17 protein-coding genes, 1 tRNA gene and 1 pseudogene are annotated in these 18,385 nt (G+C 59.3%); 15 read left to right on the plus strand and 4 right to left on the minus strand.

What is annotated here, in order from left to right; translation table 11 throughout:
• The first annotated feature begins 9 nt into the window (after positions 1-9).
• The 7 genes from AC061P_RS02275 (at position 10) to AC061P_RS02305 (ending at position 6,806) form a co-directional block, all read left to right on the plus strand.
• Positions 10-699 carry an SGNH/GDSL hydrolase family protein gene (locus AC061P_RS02275; RefSeq protein ID WP_480391697.1) on the plus strand — a complete coding sequence of 230 codons (690 nt, stop codon included), beginning with the start codon at positions 10-12 and terminating at the stop codon, positions 697-699.
• Between the two features lie 67 nt (positions 700-766).
• Positions 767-1,438, plus strand: a complete 672-nt coding sequence (locus AC061P_RS02280) for an SGNH/GDSL hydrolase family protein (RefSeq protein ID WP_449648339.1) — start codon at positions 767-769, stop codon at positions 1,436-1,438.
• Positions 1,439-1,458: 20 nt separating this feature from the next.
• Positions 1,459-2,934: a malate:quinone oxidoreductase gene (locus AC061P_RS02285; protein WP_449648338.1), complete on the plus strand. Its 1,476-nt coding sequence runs from the start codon at positions 1,459-1,461 to the stop codon at positions 2,932-2,934.
• Between the two features lie 123 nt (positions 2,935-3,057).
• Positions 3,058-4,278 carry a sensor histidine kinase gene (locus tag AC061P_RS02290; RefSeq protein WP_480391698.1) on the plus strand — a complete coding sequence of 407 codons (1,221 nt, stop codon included), beginning with the start codon at positions 3,058-3,060 and terminating at the stop codon, positions 4,276-4,278.
• Positions 4,275-5,471, plus strand: coding sequence for a hypothetical protein (locus AC061P_RS02295; protein WP_480391699.1), 1,197 nt, complete (start codon positions 4,275-4,277; stop codon positions 5,469-5,471). The genes AC061P_RS02290 and AC061P_RS02295 overlap by 4 nt, the downstream gene beginning before the upstream one ends.
• The gene (locus AC061P_RS02300; RefSeq protein ID WP_449648335.1) at positions 5,458-6,141 is read left to right on the plus strand and encodes a response regulator transcription factor; all 684 of its coding nucleotides are present in this window, start codon (positions 5,458-5,460) and stop codon (positions 6,139-6,141) included. Before AC061P_RS02295 ends, AC061P_RS02300 begins: the two co-directional genes overlap by 14 nt.
• Complete coding sequence (locus tag AC061P_RS02305; RefSeq protein WP_480391700.1) at positions 6,141-6,806, plus strand: thymidine kinase; 666 nt, start codon at positions 6,141-6,143, stop codon at positions 6,804-6,806. The genes AC061P_RS02300 and AC061P_RS02305 overlap by 1 nt, the downstream gene beginning before the upstream one ends.
• An 87-nt stretch (positions 6,807-6,893) precedes the next feature.
• Here the strand turns inward: AC061P_RS02305 and AC061P_RS02310 are convergent.
• The 3 genes from AC061P_RS02310 to AC061P_RS02320 all read right to left on the minus strand — a co-directional run bounded on the left by AC061P_RS02310 (position 6,894) and on the right by AC061P_RS02320 (position 10,510).
• Positions 6,894-6,967 (minus strand) — tRNA-Pro (locus tag AC061P_RS02310).
• Positions 6,968-6,995: 28 nt separating this feature from the next.
• Positions 6,996-7,961: a metallophosphoesterase gene (locus tag AC061P_RS02315; protein WP_480391701.1), complete on the minus strand. Its 966-nt coding sequence runs from the start codon at positions 7,959-7,961 to the stop codon at positions 6,996-6,998.
• Positions 7,958-10,510 carry a transglycosylase domain-containing protein gene (locus AC061P_RS02320; protein ID WP_480391702.1) on the minus strand — a complete coding sequence of 851 codons (2,553 nt, stop codon included), beginning with the start codon at positions 10,508-10,510 and terminating at the stop codon, positions 7,958-7,960. Before AC061P_RS02320 ends, AC061P_RS02315 begins: the two co-directional genes overlap by 4 nt.
• 54 nt (positions 10,511-10,564) lie before the next feature.
• On the opposite strand from AC061P_RS02320, the pseudogene sp36 reads away from it, so the two are divergent.
• The 3 genes and pseudogenes from sp36 to AC061P_RS02335 all read left to right on the plus strand — a co-directional run.
• Positions 10,565-10,705: pseudogene (gene sp36, locus AC061P_RS02325) on the plus strand (Sp36 family protein); the annotation flags it as partial.
• A 20-nt stretch (positions 10,706-10,725) separates the two neighbouring features.
• Positions 10,726-11,187, plus strand: coding sequence for a RidA family protein (locus AC061P_RS02330; protein WP_449648331.1), 462 nt, complete (start codon positions 10,726-10,728; stop codon positions 11,185-11,187).
• Positions 11,184-12,701, plus strand: coding sequence for a UDP-N-acetylmuramoyl-L-alanyl-D-glutamate--2,6-diaminopimelate ligase (locus tag AC061P_RS02335; RefSeq protein WP_449648330.1), 1,518 nt, complete (start codon positions 11,184-11,186; stop codon positions 12,699-12,701). Before AC061P_RS02330 ends, AC061P_RS02335 begins: the two co-directional genes overlap by 4 nt.
• Before the next feature lie 60 nt (positions 12,702-12,761).
• Here AC061P_RS02335 and acs read toward each other — a convergent pair whose 3' ends face one another.
• The gene (gene acs / locus AC061P_RS02340; protein WP_449648329.1) at positions 12,762-14,726 is read right to left on the minus strand and encodes an acetate--CoA ligase; all 1,965 of its coding nucleotides are present in this window, start codon (positions 14,724-14,726) and stop codon (positions 12,762-12,764) included.
• A gap of 365 nt (positions 14,727-15,091) precedes the next feature.
• Here acs and AC061P_RS02345 point away from each other — a divergent pair, with 365 nt between their 5' ends.
• From AC061P_RS02345 to AC061P_RS02365, 5 genes are all read left to right on the plus strand, one after another.
• A complete protein-coding gene (locus tag AC061P_RS02345) occupies positions 15,092-16,267 on the plus strand; it encodes a TadA family conjugal transfer-associated ATPase (protein ID WP_449648328.1) in 1,176 nt (391 codons plus the stop codon).
• Positions 16,264-17,181: a type II secretion system F family protein gene (locus AC061P_RS02350; protein WP_480391703.1), complete on the plus strand. Its 918-nt coding sequence runs from the start codon at positions 16,264-16,266 to the stop codon at positions 17,179-17,181. The genes AC061P_RS02345 and AC061P_RS02350 overlap by 4 nt, the downstream gene beginning before the upstream one ends.
• A gap of 104 nt (positions 17,182-17,285) precedes the next feature.
• Positions 17,286-17,579, plus strand: a complete 294-nt coding sequence (locus AC061P_RS02355) for a DUF4244 domain-containing protein (protein ID WP_449648326.1) — start codon at positions 17,286-17,288, stop codon at positions 17,577-17,579.
• Positions 17,530-17,949, plus strand: a complete 420-nt coding sequence (locus AC061P_RS02360) for a TadE family type IV pilus minor pilin (protein WP_480391704.1) — start codon at positions 17,530-17,532, stop codon at positions 17,947-17,949. Before AC061P_RS02355 ends, AC061P_RS02360 begins: the two co-directional genes overlap by 50 nt.
• On the plus strand, positions 17,949-18,347 hold the full coding sequence (locus AC061P_RS02365; protein WP_480391705.1) for an Rv3654c family TadE-like protein: 399 nt from the start codon (positions 17,949-17,951) through the stop codon (positions 18,345-18,347). The genes AC061P_RS02360 and AC061P_RS02365 overlap by 1 nt, the downstream gene beginning before the upstream one ends.
• Positions 18,348-18,385 lie beyond the last annotated feature (38 nt).

The following is an 18,385-nucleotide window of genomic DNA, read 5'->3' on the forward strand; positions in this document are numbered from 1 at the left end:
GAATTCCCGATGAGGTTCGACACTTTCACTCGCACGATCATGGTTGCCGTTCTTGTCGCGGTCACGCTAGGGCTTGCGTCGTGTACAAGCGCCGCAGCAATGAACGAACCCGCCCTTTTTGCCGCTGCCGACTCCGAAGCGCCTCGAGTCGCTTTCTATGGGGATTCCTACACGCGAGGAACGGGAGCTACAGATCAGGCCTCGCGGTGGTCGACCGTTCTCAGCAACCAGAATGGCTGGAGCGAATTCAACCCGAGCGTTAGCGGCTTAGGCTTCATGCGAAATCGCACACTGTTTGGGCAGGGTGACCTTCCTGACCTCATCATCGAAGAGAATCCTGACGTGGTGATTGTGGTGATGGGCCTTAACGACAACTTCACTTTCGATGCCTTTGCCGATGAGCTTCCCGGCCAGATATTGAGCGACTTCGAGCGTCTGTCGGCAGAGCTTCCTGATGCGCGACTCGTCGTCGTTGAACCGTTTTGGTACAAGGAAGAACGTCCAGCTTCCGTCGAGGCAATTATTTCGTGGGTGCACGATGCCGCGGTTGAAGTCGATGCCGATTATGTGCCCTATGCGTCATATTGGCTGACGGGGCATCCGGAATGGATGTCTAGTGACAACCTTCATCCGAATGACGCCGGTCACGCCGCAATTGCCGCACGGATGGAGCGCGCACTCCGCGCCTTGGATTTCTAACGGGTTCACTGTGCGGTCGAGGCGAAGTGCAAGCAATCGCTTGGGGCGTCTGCGTCGAACTCCTGTCATGAAATTTGATTCCGTTGCACGCACTATTGCGGCGACAGTTGCCATGGCCGCAGCTCTTGGCCTCGCGGGCTGTAGTGCGACAGAGCCAGCGGATGACCGTGACCCGAACGCGGTGCGTGTCGCGTTCTATGGTGATTCCTACACTCTCGGCACCGGTGCATCCACTGCCGAGAACCGCTGGTCGACCGTGATCTGCCAGCAACGGGGCTGGAGCGAGTTCAATCCGAGCGTCAATGGGCTGGGGTTTATCAACAATCGCGGCGCCTTTGGTGACGGTGACCTACCGAGTCTTGTGATTGCCGACGATCCCGACATCGTTTTCGTAACCATGGGCCTCAATGACAATTTCAGTTTCGATGCTCGAGCTAGCGACATCCGCTCGCAAATTAGCGCCGATTTTGATCGATTGAAGACAGCCCTTCCTGATGCCCGATTCATTGTTGTCGAGCCATTCTGGTACACGGATGCGCGCCCAGAGTCCGTGGCAACGATCATTGGTTGGGTAGAGGATGAGGCCTCCGCGATCGGCGCCGACTACATCTCCGGTGCCTCGCACTGGATCGAGGGACACCCTGAGTGGATGGCGAGTGACGGACTGCACCCCAACGACGACGGTTACGCGGAGCTGGCGCGGCGGATGGATCAGGCGCTTCGCAACTTAGGTCTCTAATGGACGGCTAAAGTAGAGCCGTGAAGAAAACCGTCGACGTCGCGCTTATCGGCGGCGGAATTATGAGTGCCACCTTGGGAACGCTGCTTCAGAAGCTGCAGCCCGACTGGGATATCCAGATCTTCGAGCGTTTGGGCGATCTTGCCCAAGAGAGTTCGAACCCGTGGAACAATGCTGGCACCGGTCATTCCGCGCTGTGCGAGCTTAATTACACTCCGCAAAAGAGCGATGGCTCTATTGAGATTTCGAGCGCGGTGAAAGTCAATGAGCAGTTCCAGGTGTCGCGCCAGTTCTGGTCATACCTCGTGAACGAGGGTGCGTTGCCCGAGCCCAGCTCATTCATCAACCCGACCCCGCACATGAGCTTCGTGTGGGGCGAAACAAACGTCGAGTACCTGCGCAAACGTTTTGATGCGCTCAAGGATCATCCACTATTCGCTGGCATGGAATACAGCGAAGACCCGGCAGTCATTCATGGGTGGGCACCGCTCATGATGCCGGGTCGACGCAAGTCGGAGCCCATAGCCGCTACCCACATTCCTTCGGGGACTGATGTTGACTTCGGAGCGCTCTCGCACTTCATGGTTGACACTCTTGTCGAGTCTGGCGCACAGCTTAATACCGGAATCCGGGTGACCAATCTCAAGAAACAGCGGGATGGTCTCTGGAATCTCTCGCTTCGTCATGACGTGGGCGGAACCCCGGTGGAATCCGTAGCCGCCCGATTTGTTTTCGTTGGCGCCGGCGGTTATGCCCTCAATTTGCTTCAGAAGTCTGGCATCAAGGAGATCCGCGGTTTCGGCGGCTTCCCAGTCAGCGGCGAGTTCTTGCGCACTGACAATCCAGAAGTTGTTGCCGCCCACAGTGCCAAGGTCTATGGCAAGGCTGCCGTCGGTTCACCTCCAATGTCGGTTCCTCACCTCGATCTTCGTGTGGTCGATGGTCAGGGCAGCCTGATGTTTGGCCCCTACGCCGGATTCAGCCCCAAGTTCTTGAAAACTGGGTCAGTTCTTGACCTCTTTGCTTCCATTCGCTGGCACAACCTGCTGCCGATGGTTGCCGCAGGCATCAGCAACCTCTCGCTCGTGAAGTACCTCATTGGGCAACTCCTCGCGAGCCCAGAGACGAAGTTTGATGAACTCAAGAACTTTGTTCCCAATGCCAAGCCTGAAGACTGGTACCGCATTACGGCCGGTCAACGCGTGCAGGTGATGAAGAAAGACCCGAAGAAGATCGGCGTCCTGCAGTTTGGTACCGAGGTGGTGTCGTCGGCTGACGGCAGCATTGCTGGTCTTCTTGGAGCGTCTCCAGGCGCGTCTACCGCTGTTCCGATCATGCTGGGTTTGGTGGAGAAGTGCTTCCCTGAGCGCATGAACGACTGGCGTCCGAAGATCGAGAAGATGATTCCGAGCTTCGGGCAACAGCTTTCGGACTCACCTCAGCTTGCACACGAAACACTCGAACGCACAGCGAAGGCTCTCCACATCCACCCGTAGCACTGCCGCTCGCGCTGATGCAAAGCAAGGCGCGTAGACGTACCCCGAGAGTGGGGTACGTAACGTACCCCGATAAGTGGCATACTGTAGCTGTTGTTGCAGTATGGCGAAGGGGGTCGGCGGATGTCTATTGGCTTGCCCGCGCACTTGCGCCAAGAGAGCGTTCGCCGTGCCTTTGCCCGTACCGCCAATACCGTCGCATTTCTTTTGCTTTCGCTTGCACTTGTCGGAGTGCTCAGCATTTACGCCAACGACGACGCTATTTCGCTCTGGCCTGCATCACTTGCGCTGATTCCGCTGCTCGTTACGGTGTGGCTGGTCAACTCCAACCGAACGCCTTTTTTCTCTGTCGCACACGTCTTAATCGGCGGCCCAGCACTCTATTGGTACGCGCTCACTGTCGTCTCGCAGCTCAGGCCGTTGGGGGACGCGGGCCGGTATCTCCTCGATCTCCCTCAAATCGCGATCATGCTCATCGGTGGTTCGGGACTTACGTTAGTTTCCGCCATCGTTTGGTGCACTATTGGGCTCATGGTGGCCGAGTTCGCCGTAACGCTAGCGGTCTGGCAAGTGGGCGGCACATTTGCACTTCAACCTGCTGTGTTGGTGACCTATTTCGTGGTCGTCGCGGTATTAATCACGTTGCGGTTCAGTCAGCGCGGTGTTCGCCGTGTTCAATCAAATTTGCATCGGGCCGCCCGTGATGAGGAGATGGCATCGTTGCGATACGGGATCGAAGCAACGTCGGCCGCAGTGATGCACGACACGGTGCTCGGGCATCTAGCTGCGATTGCTCACGCACCCTTTGGTGCGATTGACTCTCGGCTGCAAGTTCAAATCAATCGCGATCTCGAAGTGCTCGTTGGCGAGGAGTGGCTCTCCGAATCGAACTCCGACGGTATTGAATCAGCACGAGCGGACTGGCACAGCAGCGAGTTGCTTGTTGCGGTGACTGAAGCTCGTGAACTTGGACTTGAGGTCGAAGTCACTGGGGACTTGACCGCACTCTCATTGCTCGATGCGCGCGGAGCTTCTGCCCTCGGGCCTGCGGTCAAGCAGTGCCTTGTCAACGTCATCAAGCACTCGGGAACGCTGCACGCTGAGGTGGCCATCTTTGGATCCGCTGACGAAGTGAGTGTTCTCGTTGTGGATGCGGGCAAAGGTTTCGAAGAGGCGGAAACGGGGGAGGACCGTCTCGGTTTGCGGCAGTCAGTGCGTCGTCGAATCGAACTCGTCGCCGGAACCGTTCAAGTGTGGTCGACTCCCGGTCGAGGAACATCCGTAATGATTCGTGTACCAACCGGATCGGCCAACTCCGTCACTTCACCGGGCGGAACGCTATGAATGCGAAGACTGCCCCGACATCAATTGCGGGCGCCTCATCGCCGCAGACCGGATCAACGCGGGTGGCGATCCAGCAACTCGATCCGCTGGGAACTCTCGACGGGCGCCCCATTAGCGTGACCGCAGGCATTGCCGTGGTGTTGTTCACGGCTCTCATGCTGTGGAGCAGCGCGGGTGACCCTGTCGATCCCTGGCTCGCTGGCTTGGCGCTTATCGCCGTGCTGGTTACAGCGGTGGTACTGATTTTGGGAACGAGCCCCCTGAGGGCGCCGTTTACGGGCGCTATGCACGCGCTCGGGGTGGGGTCATCCATCATAGCTTTCGCCTTGATCTCGGCAGCCCTAGGCGGCGCAACCGCACTCCCCACGGCGTATTGGGCACCTCTGGTTGTTGGCACGACGTGCATTGCGCTCGCGCCCTATCGCCCGGTGCGTGAACTTGTTGCCGTGGGAATCGTGGCGTCCATTTTCACTGGATTTTCGGCTCTCGTGTGGTCGAGTGGATCGACGAATACGAGCCAGATGATCGTGATTCTATTTTCGATCACACCAGTGCTGACGATGTCGCTCGGCGGCGCCGCTTTCGCCCGCTCACTGGCATTGAGCCACCAGCGGTGGGAGTCGCGGGCAGTCTATGGGGCTCGTCGTCTGCGTGAGCGTCAGCACGTGAGCGTTGCCCGTTCTGTGCAGCAAGACCGAGTAACCATTCTGAATCGCTTTGTTGTGCCACTCTTTGCCGAACTCTCCTCCCGAGGAATAGTGTCACCAGACGATCGCGCGAAAGCGGCAGAATACTCTGCATCGCTTCGCGAGCTCATGGTCACGGAGGTCAATCGCAGTTGGCTTGAGTCCGTGGTGGCGCAAGCGTTCGGTTCCCTGGATGACGGCACTCTCGTGCAAGACCCTCATCGGCTGGCGAACGCCATGACAGCTCACCAGCGCACAGCGCTGCGGGCAGCAGTGCTTGCTGTGGCAACGGGGGGAGAGCTCTCCCGTGACAGCGTGCGGCTCTCAATCGAGAAAACGTCAACGGGAGCGATGATCGTTGTGCGGGCAACAGTGACTTCGTCAGAATCGTCTTGGCGGTCATCCCTTGCTCCCTATTTTGCGGTACTTCGCGTGGTATTTACTGGACTTCAGATTTCCTATCGATCACCCTCACTCACCGTTAGGTTCACTTATGACACCCCCTGATTCTCAACTCAGTGCGCATCTTGGGGATCGCGCACCGATTCGACTGGCGATCTTGGACGATCACGAAGTTCTCCTCGACAGTCTCAACAGTTGGATAACCAACAACGCCCCAGACTTCGACGTAGTGCTCACGGCCAGCACGTGGCTGCAATTGGTGCACAGCGACCGTTTCCCGACCGAGTTGGTCTTTCTTGATTTCCAGCTCAAGGAGCCGGTATCAATCGAAGCGCGAGTGCGCACGTGTCGAGCTGCTGGCGCCAAAGTTATCGTGCTCTCAAGCCTTGATAGTCGAGAAGCACGCGAACGAGCGCTTTCGGCGGGAGCGGCGACGTTCTTGTCAAAATCGTTGCCGATGCAAGAGGTGATGGATGCTGCTCGCGAAATCATGGGCGTAGAGCCCGAGGGTGGTGCGCAGCTTGATTGGCGGCCGCTACCCTCTGGCTCCGCTGACCAATCAAAGCCAAAGCTCAGTGCCGGTGAGGCGGATGCTCTAACGCTGTACGCTTCTGGACTAAGCACACCCCAGGTCGCAGAACGCATGAATGTGCAATACGAGACTGCGAAGACATATCTTCGTAGGGTGCGTGAAAAGTACGCAAAGGCAAACCGGCCGGCAAGCAAAAAGGCTGACCTGATCCGTCGGGCCGCTGAGGATGGATTTCTACGCTGATGAGCAAACTGTATTTCCGCTACGGAGCCATGAACAGTGGCAAGAGCACCGCGCTGCTGCAGGCTGCGTACAACTACGAGGAACGCGACCAGCAGGTGCTTCTGGCCAAGCCTCACGTCGATACCAAAGGCGACAACTCCATCATTTCGCGCCTCGGTGTCACCCGCCAGGTCGATTTCACCGTTTCTCCAACCGATGACGTCTACGAAGTCTTTGCCCGAGAACGCGCCAGAGTGTTTGAGAAGACCGGTTTGCCTGTGAGCTGCCTGCTCGTGGATGAGGCGCAGTTCTTCACCGAGGCTCAAGTGGATGACCTCTTGCGTATCGCGATCGTTGAGCGCGTGCCCGTGTTGGCGTACGGCATCCGTACTGACTTTCAGACTGTAGCTTTTCCGGGCAGCCGGCGGTTGCTTGAGATCGCCCACTCGCTTGAAGAACTCAAGACCATCTGTCGTTGTGGGCGCAAGGCTGTTTTCAATGCACGCACGGTCGGTGACGAGTTCATCTTTGATGGCGATCAGGTCGCCATTGACGGCGTGGATGTCGGCTACCAGTCGCTCTGCGGAGCCTGCTACCTAGAAGAGAGCGGCGGCGTTCTCAATAGTGGGTGGCGCCCGAAGATCGATTTCAGCTATGGAAGCGCGCCCGACGCAGACTTCTCGTAGATAGCAGCAATTTGCACACGCTTTAACGACTAAACGCCTTCCCGAGGGAAGGCGTTTAGTCGTCTCTGTGATGAAACAGATTTTTTGTCGGGGTAGCGGGATTTGAACCCACGACCTCTTCGTCCCGAACGAAGCGCGCTACCAAGCTGCGCCACACCCCGATCATTAACCACTGACGTGATCAACAGATCAAGAATAGCCGATATCTCCGGCGGTGAGAGTCACAACCACCGCTTCTGGCTTGCAGGCGAAGCGAACCGGGGCATAAATTGATGTTCCGAGGCCTGCGCTGACGTTCAAGAACGCGGCGCGACGCAAGTGGTGCCAGATGCTGAGACCGCTAGCCTGCTCGCGAGGAATGTCGCAATTGGTGACCAAGGCCGGCATTCCGGGAATCCGCACCTGACCACCGTGAGTGTGTCCAGCAAAAATCGCATCGGCACCATTCGTGACCAGAGCGTCGAGCACGCGGCGGTAGGGGGCGTGTGTGACACCGAGCGCGACAGTTTCTGGGCCGTGACGGTCATCTGCCCACCCGACGTTTTCGCGCATCTCTTCGATGTTGGCTGGCAGGCGATCTAGGCGCTCCCAGCCGCGGTGTGCGTCGGCGGTGCCAAAGAGTTCAAGGCGGGAACCGCGGAGTTCGATGGCACGAGCATGGTTGTTGAGGGAGAGCCAGCCGAGTTGATCCTCGAAGTACGCATTAAGGGCATCCGTGTCGAGGTGTTCGACGGGCCGGTGATTCGAGGTTGGCGCAGTGAAGTAGGTGAACGGGTTCTTGAACTGAGGACCGTAATAGTCGTTCGATCCGTGAACGAAGACTCCCAGGGTGCCCTTAAACGGCTCGAAAGCACGCTTAATGCCGAGGATGCCGTCGGCGTGCCCCAAATTGTCACCCGTGTTGATGATGAGGTCGGGTTCGTAGGCGGTGAGGCCGCGAACCCAGTCTTGCTTACGGGTCTGCCACGGTGCCATGTGCAGGTCGGAGATGTGAAGCACCGTGATGTCACGTGCGCCAGGGTCAAGGATCGGCAGCGTCTCATGACGAACAGTGAACGCGTTGCGCTCAACGAGCGAACCCCAGGCGAAGGCAGCTACCCCTGCTGCGGCTACCGCACCGAGTGCGGTAGCCGCAGGGGAGAGATGTCGGCTCATGGACAAGGCGTAATCTGACCCACGGTTAGGGTGATCGTTGTCGCCTGTTTGACTAAGCTTCCCGCCGCGGGGCTAGAGGAGATCACCTTGCCGTCGCGCGGATCGCCTGGCGGAACAACTTCACATCCCTGATTGACGTTGGAGAATCCGGCCCCATTCAAGATGCCCTTACCTGCGTTATAGCTATTGGATTGTCCATCGCCGACAGCGTCAGGAATCTGAACCAAGTTCTGCTTGCTGGTGTAAACCGTGACTGTTGCGCCAGCACCAGACTGAGTTCCCGCCGCTGGGTCAGTTCGTACAACCTGACCAGCCGGAAGTTCGGAGTCAACCGCTCCGCCGTCCCTAAAAGCAAATCCAAGGCTCACAAGGACGGACTTGGCCTGTTCCAGACTCTGAGAGCGAACGTCAGGAACCTCGGTGCCCGAGCCAGTGAGTAGCGCGGGGTCTGGTGCGCCAAATGCTGTGCCAGGGTACTTAAGGTTGAGAACCGTATCGGTTGCTTTCGTAATGTAGTGACGCAGACGATAACCCTGCACGCCTGCGTAGGAAACGCGACTAATATCTTGCTCGCCAATGCTGTTTCCTACCCACGTTGCGGTGCCGTAGCGTGTGGTGCCTGTTGCCATCCACGTCTGGTTTGCACCGTCAGTGGTTCCCGTCTTGCCGAAGATTGGGATGCCATCGTTCGGGGCAGAGTAGGCGGCATTGCCTCGGTTGAGGACCTCAGTCATGACGAACGCTGCGGTGGCAGCTACTTCTGGTGAGATCGCCTGTCGGCAATTCTTTTCTTGCCCGCCCAGATCGTTGTTTCGCGAGTCGATTGCTTTGTCGATGATGATTGGTTCGCACCACAGGCCACCGGCTCCGATCGCCGCATAGGCAGAGGCAAGGCTCAGCGGTGTGACGGTATTGGTTCCGATTACTGAGGATGGGTAGCTTTCCAGCTCTTTTCCGTCGGCGCGTTCAACGCCCAAAGCTGCGGCGACATTGCGAATATTGCACTGGTCGAGTTGGCTGGCCATCGAGAAGAAGATTCCGTTGATCGACTCTGCGGTGCCTTCGGCGACAGTATAGACGCCCCGCTCGCCACCGTTGTTCTTGAATTCCACGGGACCTGCGTATGGCCCGTTACACGTATCAAGGAACTGTGAACCTTGCATCGTTCGCGCGGTTCCCTCGAGACGGTCATAGATTCCTTTGCCCTGATTGAGCCACTCGATGAGCGTGAACGCCTTATAAGTGGAGCCGGGCTGGAAACCTGTCGAACCGCCATAGTTGAAGCTCGTGTTGTAGTTCACGGCTGAGGTGCTGGCGCCTCCACCTGTCGCTGTGTCGTCGAAGACTTTGTTCTCCGCCATCACCCGCACTCGGCCGGTTCCGCCTTCAACCGTCGAAGTCGCGCTGCCGAGGGCGTAGGCCGTTTCACTTGGCGGGGCGTAGGTCCAGGTTGCTTCCTGTGCTGCAACCTGAGCATCGAGATCGAGAGTTGTGTAGAGCTTGTAGCCACCCTTTTTCCAGTTGGCAGCCCGCTCATCAGGAGTGTCGCCCAAGAACCCGAAGTCGCCAACACTCTTGACTACGTAATCGCAGAACCATTTGGCGTATTTATAGGCAGCGATGCAGCCGTTCTTGGGTGATGACGGAACAACACTTGTCTCGTCAACTTGAATCGCGACAGCCTCGTCGTACTCTGCCTGCGTGATCGATCCCACTTCGAGCATCGCGTAGAGAATCACATCGCGGCGCTCTTGATTAGCAGCGAAGTACTCAGGGTCAGAGAGGTTGCGCACACTCGGCTCTTGCACAATGGCGATCAGGCTCGCTGATTGCTCTAGCGAAAGGTCCTTAGCGTCGACACTGTAATAGCGTTGTGCAGCCGCCTGGATGCCGTAGGTCGCATTGCCGAAGTTGGCGATGTTGAGATAAGCGGTGACGATCTCTTTCTTCGTGTATCGCTTCTCAAGCCCGATCGCGAGCTTCATTTCCTTCAGCTTGCGGTCAAATGAAGTGGCGACAGCCTTCTCGTAGGCGGCTTTGCGCTCGTCTTCGTTTGGCAGTGATTCCGCTTCGGAAATATAGGTGTTCTTCACCAGCTGCATGGTGAGAGTAGAGGCACCACTCTCAATTCCGGAGCTGATGACGTTGCCCAGGGCTGCACGCACGAGGGACGTGAGGTCAACCCCACCGTGATCAAAGAAGCGACGGTCTTCACCGTCAACGGTGGCGTCAATCGCGTACTGAGAGATCTGGTCGTAACTGACCTCTTGGCGGTTCTGGTCGTAGATCGTAGCTATGGGGTAATAGCCATCAACGTTGCCCTTGCCGGTGAAGTTGGCATAGATCGTGTTGCGCTCTGGCTGCTGGTCGATCTCGAGATAATCCGGGAGACCATCAAAAATGCCGATAGTACTGGAAGCAGTGATGCCGGTCACGGCGAGGGCGGGGGCGACCATCGCGGTAATGAGGAGACCAGCGAGCGCACTGAAGCTAACAAGTCCGGCAATTGCCGACACTATGCCACGACGCGGAATATTTTGGGCAGACATATGATCAAGAGTAAGGGATCATTGATAACGCCATGCTGAACGGGAGCCGCAAATATGCCCACTTGGGAGTACCTGACTACACCACTGATGGTGCACAATTCCACCGCAATCCTCAATAACTGGGGTTCTGAGGGCTGGGAACTCGTGCAAGTCGGCACCGGCCCCGAGGGCGGCCCGGTTGCTTATTTCAAACGCATCAAGGAAGAGAACAAGTAATGTCACAGCTTGATGAGCGTCTTGCCGAGCTTAATCTCACCGTTCCTGAATTTTCGAAGCCTCTCGCTTCCTATCTGCCAGCGATGGTCACGGGCAACCTTGTCTTCACCTCGGGCCAGTTGCCTCTGGTTGACGGTGCGCTTCCTGCTACCGGCAAGGTTGGCGCGGAAGTGGATGCTGATGCAGCCCACGAGTACGCCAAAACGTGTGTTCTCAACGGCCTCGCTGCCGCTAAGGGCGTCATCGGGTCTCTCGATCGCATCACCCGGGTAGTGAAGGTCGTAGGCTTCGTAGCGTCCGACCCCAGCTTCACGGGGCAGCCTGGAGTCATCAATGGAGCTTCGGAACTGCTCGGCGAGATCTTTGGTGAGGCAGGCAAGCATGCTCGTAGTGCTGTTGGTGTTGCCGTTTTGCCCCTCGATGCTCCCGTTGAGATCGAGTTCGTTTTCGAGTTCGCGTGATCGAAGTGTGGTACCCCGGCCAAGCTGGGGAGAACGCTCCATTTCGCCGATTTGAGTTGGGCGAGTGGGATCCGACGCATGCTGGCGTAACTCTCAGCGCGCGCCGACTCGTGCAAGATAGCCGTGAAGTGGGGGATGGCGACATTTTTGTTGCCATCGGCACTGCGGCATCCCCGGCACTGCCCTACATTGCCCCGGCGCTCGAGCAGGGCGCTGTTGCGGTGCTCGTCGATGCGGCGGCCGCTGACGGTGCGAGCTTTGGCGAACGTGTGTTTGCGATTGAGAACCTCCGTGACGTGATCGGTGTCATGGCGGATGCGTTTGTCGGGCATCCATCGCGGTCGATGTCGATGGTCGGCATCACAGGCACAAACGGAAAGACATCAACCGCTCACTTGTTGACGCAGGCGTGGCATCGGTTGGGAGTGACATCGGCGACGATCGGCACTCTCGGTGCGGGTATCACGGGAGAGCACCGCATCAACATGGGGATGACGACTCCGCAGGTTACGGCTGTTCACCAATTCTTGGATGATTTTCACCGTGCCGGGGTAGAAAACGTCGCCATGGAGGTCAGCTCCCATGCGCTAGAGCAGCGTCGTGTCGACGGCGTCGAGTTCGACATTGTGGCGTTCACCAACTTCACGCGCGATCACCTCGACTATCACGGGTCGATGGAGGAGTACGCGGCGCAAAAGGCGAAGATCTTCTCTCTCCCCGGTGTACAAACCGCCATCCTCAACTTGGATGACGCGGCGGCCGAGAATCACTTTCATCACACGCTTCCTGAGGGAATGCGTGGAATCGGAATGACCTCAAATGGTCACTCTGAAGCCATTGTTCGAGCAGAGAACGTGCAGCTCACGACTGAGGGTCTCGAGTTTGATCTCGTGATCGACAGTGAACGCCATCACGTTGCTAGCGGACTTATCGGCCGGTTCAACGTCGACAACTTGCTGACGTGTGCGGCAGTCTTGTGGGCTCAGGGCAGTGAGCCGCGAGTGATCGCTGAAGTGCTTGCCCCACTTGAGCCGGTGCTTGGTCGGATGACCCGCATCCGTGAAAACGACCAGCTGCCATTGGTCGTTGTGGACGCTGGGCACACCCCCGATGCCGTGCGCCACGCCGTCACGGCATTGCGCGAGTCTGGCCATGCTCGAGTCGTCACGGTATTTGGCGCGACCGGTGATCGTGACCCAGGTAAGCGCCCCGAGATGGCGCGCATCGTCGAAGAGGGCTCCGACCTGATCGTTGTTACCGACGACGACGTGCACAACGAAGATGGCGACCAGATTGTGGCGCACATTCGGGCCGGCTTCGAGCATCCGGAACGTGTTGTCGAAATTCGTGATCGGGCCACAGCAATTGCCTATGCGATCGATGCTGCGAATGCCGATGACGTTGTGTTGTTGCAGGGCAAGGGTCACGAGCCGTACCAAATTGTTGGCAATGAGCGCGTGCCATTCAGCGATATTGACACGGCTATTCGGCTGCTCAAGGAGCGCGCGAAGTAGCAGAACTACACGAAGGCCGGGTCGCAATCGCGACCCGGCCTTCGTGTGTGCTCCAGCGAACTATTTGAGCTTGTCGGAGATGATCTGCATCACTGTAGTGTCAGCGAGGGTGGTGGTGTCACCAATCTCGCGACCCTCCGCGACATCCTGAAGCAGGCGGCGCATGATCTTGCCAGAACGTGTCTTGGGCAGTTCAGAGACGATGAAGATCTCGCGCGGGCGTGCAATCGCGCCGATCTCCTTCGCGACGTGCTGACGCAGTAGGGCACTAGCTTCGGCTGCAGTCTGGGCGTGCTCTTGGTTCGACTTGATGATGACGAAGGCAACGACGGCCTGACCTGTCGCTTCATCAGCGGCGCCGACGACTGCGGCTTCGGCCACGATCGGATTCGAGACGAGAGCGGATTCGATCTCGGTGGTCGACAGGCGGTGACCGGAGACATTCATGACGTCATCCACTCGGCCAAGCAACCAAATGTCACCATCTTCGTCGACGTGGGCGCCGTCGCCAGCAAAGTACTGTTCGCCGTCGAGCTGGGGGAACTTCGACCAGTACGTTTCCTTGAAACGCTCCGGGTCGCCCCAAATGCCGCGCAGCATTGCAGGCCACGGTTCGGAGACGACAAGCAACCCGCCATTAGGTGGGTCAACCCGGGTGCCATCTTCGCCGAGGATATCGATTTTGATTCCCGGGATCGGAACCTGCGCCGAACCGGGCTTGAGTGTCGTCAGGCCAGGCAACGCCGAGACCATGATCGCGCCCGTTTCGGTCTGCCACCACGTATCAACGATCGGGGTGGAGCCTCCACCGATCACGTCGCGGTACCAAATCCACGCTTCCGGGTTGATGGGCTCACCCACGGAACCGAGCACGCGAATCGAGCTGAGGTCGTACTGCTCGGGAATCTGACGCCCGGCCTTCATGAACGAACGGATGGCGGTGGGCGCCGTATAAAAAACGCTCACCCCAAATTTTTGGATGATCTCCCACCAGCGGCCCTGGTTGGGAGCGTCAGGGGTTCCTTCGTACAGAACCTGCGTTGCGCCGTTCGCGAGGGGACCATAGGTCACGTAGGTGTGGCCGGTGATCCACCCAACGTCGGCGGTGCACCAGTACACATCAGTTTCGGGCTTCAGATCGAACACGTTCTTGTGAGTGAAAGCGGCCTGCGTGAGGTACCCACCACTCGTGTGCAGGATGCCCTTCGGCTTGCCCGTCGTGCCCGAGGTGTAGAGCACGAAGAGAGGGTTCTCGGCGGGGAACCCCTGTGCCTCGTGCTCGGGCTCCGCTGCCTCAATCTGATCGTGCCACCACAGGTCGCGGCCCTCGGTCCACTCGACATCGTTGTCGCCGCGCTTGACGACCAACACATTGGTGACACTGGATTCCCCGTTGGCGAGTGCGGCATCCACTGCGGATTTGAGGGGAAAGACTTTGCCCTTGCGCCAGCCACCATCGGCGGTGACAACAAGCTTGGCGCTCGCGTCGTCGATGCGGCTGCGCAGGCTTTCGGCACTGAAGCCGCCGAAGACCACCGAATGGGCGGCGCCGAGGCGAACTGTGGCAAGCATCGCGATGACCGCTTCGGGCACGAGGGGCATGTAGATGGCAACAACGTCGCCCTGACCAACGCCGAGCGCTGACATTGCATTAGCGGCGCGCTTTACTTCGGCGGTGAGTTCGGCGTAGGTGATGCTGACGCTGTCGCCTGGCTCGCCTTCCCAGTGGATGGCTATGCGGTCGCCGTTGCCAGCGAGGACGTGACGGTCAAGGCAGTTGTAGGCAACGTTGAGCTCGCCGTCGGCGAACCACTTGGCGAATGGAGGAGTAGACCAATCTAGGGTTTCGGTGAATGGCTTGTGCCAGTGGACGTATTCCCGAGCTTTATCGGCCCAGAATTCGACACGATCCTCTTTGGCTGAGCTGTAGAGGTCGGCGCTCGCCTCCGAGGCAGCAGAAAAGGCCTCTGACGGGGCAAAACGGCGAGATTCGTGCAAAAGACTGTCAATGGAATTACTGGGCATTTGATCCTCTTCGATCGTGTGATTACGTTTCTTGACCACGTGCTTTCTGAAAGTATTCCACCGATTCTAGAACCTCCATTGCGGCCGCATACCGTTGCGTTACACTGAAAGTCGTCGAATGCAAGTTCGGCACGCGGCAATCTTGATTCCCCCCAATCGATTGCCGCGGTGGCGGCGTCTATTCCCCCCAATGGACGCCGCCCCTCTCTCGTTAACGGGCAGTCGTCGATTAACGGGCAGTCGTCGATTGATGGGCGGTTGTCGATCAGCCGAAGCAACTCCTCCACACTCCTTGCCATTGTCGTTGGGACACGAGTTCGAGCGGGCGCCCGTTCCTGTCGGATGATCGCTCTTACTGTTGCGGCGTGACTGAGACAGCGAGTGCCCCCGATACCGTTCCTTTTGTCGCCCGTCGACAACTGACTGCCGAGACCACTCGCAGGGTGGGTGTGCCCGTTGGCGGTACACACCGGGAGAGTGGGCCTATGCCGAGCGCGCCAGAGCTGAGTGGGTCAGAACCGAGTGGGCCGCTCGATGTTTCGGCGTCTGTCAACTCGGGAATCAGTCGCGCAATTGCCCCACCTCATGGAGGGCTGGTTCGGGATACTGCAGCACAGGTTGTGCACGAATTCGGGCCACTCGCCCCCTACGTCGGCCGGCCCAACATCACTGACGTATTTGTGAATGGTGCAGCGCACGTCTGGATCGACCGGGGTGGTGGCCTAGAGACGGTCGGCGACGTGGGGATGACCGAGGCGGATTTGCGCGCGCTCACGGTGCGCCTCATCAACCTTGGCGGCCGCCACATTGATGAAGCGACCCCCTGCGTCGACGTGCGGTTGGCCGGGGGCATCCGCGTGCACGCCGTACTGCCACCGATTTCACCAACCGGAACACTGCTATCGATTCGGGTCCCCAGCCGCCAACCATTAGGGCTTGGCGAACTCGACCTCGCCGGGTTCTTCTCCGAGGTGCCGCTTGCGCGAGTGAAGGCCCTCATCGACGGGCGCTCGAATGTTCTCATTTCTGGAGCATCGGGAGCAGGCAAGACCACGTTTCTTGGCGCACTATTAGGGGCGGCATCCGAGTCAGAACGCATTGTGGCCATTGAAGATGTTGCTGAGCTTCGAGTGGAGCATCCCCACTTCGTCTCGCTTGAGGCTCGGCAAGCAAACCTTGAGGGTGCTGGCGGCTATGGTTTGCCCGCTCTCGTGCGAGAAGCACTGCGGATGCGGCCAGACAGGCTCGTCTTAGGGGAGTGCCGTGGAGCGGAGATCCGCGAACTTTTGAGTGCGTTGAACACCGGCCACGATGGCGGTGCTGGCACGGTGCATGCGAATTCGCTCAAGGATGTTCCTAGCCGTCTTGAGGCGCTTGGCGCGCTCGCGGGGTTGGATGCTCCCGCAATCGCGCGGCAGGCAGTGAGTGCGATTGGGGCGGTGCTCCACATCGATCGAATTGATGGCAAGCGCAGGCTCACCCATGTTGGGCGGCTCGTGCTCGATGATCATGACCGGCTAGCGATAGCCGATCTCGAATGAAACGCGCTCCCTCGCAACTCCCTGAAGTCGCCAGTGTTACGCAGCGTTTGGCGGTCCTCCTGAACGCGGGGCTCGCTCCGTCGTCAGCGTGGCGGCACGTTGCTCGAGGGCGGCCAATCGAGAGCATTGCGGCGGCGGTAGCTGCGGCAGGTGATGATTCCGGTGGTGCTCCCGAACGGATCGTGCATGCATCCGAGACTCTGCCCGCACTTGATCGGCAGGCTTGGAACTCTCTCGCTGCGGCCTGGTTCGTGGCTGGCCAGGTCGGAGCACCTCTTGCTGGTGCGCTCCGAACACACGCGAGGGCGCTGCGGATGCTCGTGCAGGTGCAGCGCGAAGTTGCCACAGCCCTCGCCGCCCCGGTAGCGACAGCCCGCATGGTGTTGGCGTTGCCTGCGGTCGGACTCCTGTTCGGCGCGCTGCTGGGTTTTGACACGTTCGGAGTGCTCGCAACAACTCCGATCGGGTGGGGCTGTGTGGTGATCGGCGTCGGACTCATTCTTGTGGCAGTGCGGTGGAACCGGCGGCTTGTGACGTCCGCGACACCCACTCGGGCGGCTCCGGGTTTGGAGTGCGAACTTATGGCAATCGCTGTCACTGGTGGTGGGTCACTTGTGCAGGCGCGGACTGTTGTGGCGCGGGCTCTTGAGCGATTCGAGCTTCCCGGCGACGGTGATCACCTAGACGAGGTGTTGCAGCTCTCACAGGAGGCAGGAATTCCGGCAGCTGAGCTATTGCGCGCCGAAGCCGATGAACTGCGCTTGACGGCAGATGCGGATGCCCGTGCCCGAGCCGCAGCGCTCTCTGTGCGGCTCATGCTCCCGCTTGGGCTGTGTGTGCTTCCCGCTTTCATGGTGCTCGGGGTGCTGCCGCTTATGGTCGCGGTCATCTCATCCACCGTCGCCGGATTCTGACCGTGTTCCACACCTTGGGGGCTGGCGCCTCGAGTGCTGCTCGGGCTCGACAGGCTAAAGGGACTCGGCCGCAGACTGCGCTACAGCGCACGAAGGAGTACTTCATGAACGATCCGCACCTTGCCCGTTTTCCCGCCCTCGAACCGGGTCGGGGGAGTCGCCGACGATTGTTCGAGCAACGAGCGCAGCCGCAGCGTACTCTAGGGCTCCGCGCTCGAGATCGCGGTCGAGCCTCGGTTCTACTCCGCTCCGAACGTGGCGCCGCCACCGCCGAATACGCCATCACCACCCTTGCGGCGGTCGGCTTCGCTGGCCTTCTCGTCGTTGTGCTTCGTTCTGGAGAAGTGCGTGGCATGCTCACCGACCTCATCCGCAGTGCGCTCTCCATCCCCTCCTAGAACTGCGAGACAGGGCAACGGCGAACGCCTTGGCCTCCCCGACCGTGGCAGCGTCACCGCAGAATTTGCTCTGGCGCTGCCCGCCGTCGTCCTTGTACTCGTGTGTTGCCTCAGCGGGGTGCAACTGGCCGGGCTGCAAGTGCGACTGCAGGATGCAGCAGCAGCGTCAGCGCGCAGTCTCGCTCGCGACGAAAGTGTCGCAAGTGTCGCAGCCACGGCATCCGCCCTCGTCTCCTCGGCACGACTCACCCCTCAACACCGCGACGACCTCGTGTGCGCCACCGTAAGCGCTCCAGCGCGCAACGCCCTGCTCGGGTTGCTGCCGATCACGCTCAGCGCCAGCAGCTGCGCGCTCGCAGGAGGTAAGTAGTGTCCTTCGGGCTCGAGCGGCCGGGTGCGAAGCGGCCCGGAGTGCGCAGTCAGGTGAGGGAAGCACGGGGCGCGGGCCCCATCCTGATGGTCGGCCTCGTCGCTACCGTCATCGCACTTACCGCGCTCGTCATCCCGCTCTACTGGGCGCTGAGCGTGAAGCACGCGCTCGCCGGAGCAACCGATGCTGCTGCACTTGCGGCGGCCGACACCGCTAGTGGCCTCATCGCGGGTTTTCCCTGCACCAACGCCGAGCGACTCGCGGTCGCAAATGACGCCCATATAGAGGAGTGCACAGTTGATGGGCGTATTGTCACGGTTACCGCTAGTCGCCGCATCCTCGGCATACTGGTCACAACGAGCGCCACAGCAGGGCCACCCCCAACCAGGGCGGATTAGGCAACTGAGCGGTCGGTGTGTGTATTGTGTCGCTGACA

This window comes from Rhodoglobus sp. G.S.4 (genome assembly GCF_056619605.1).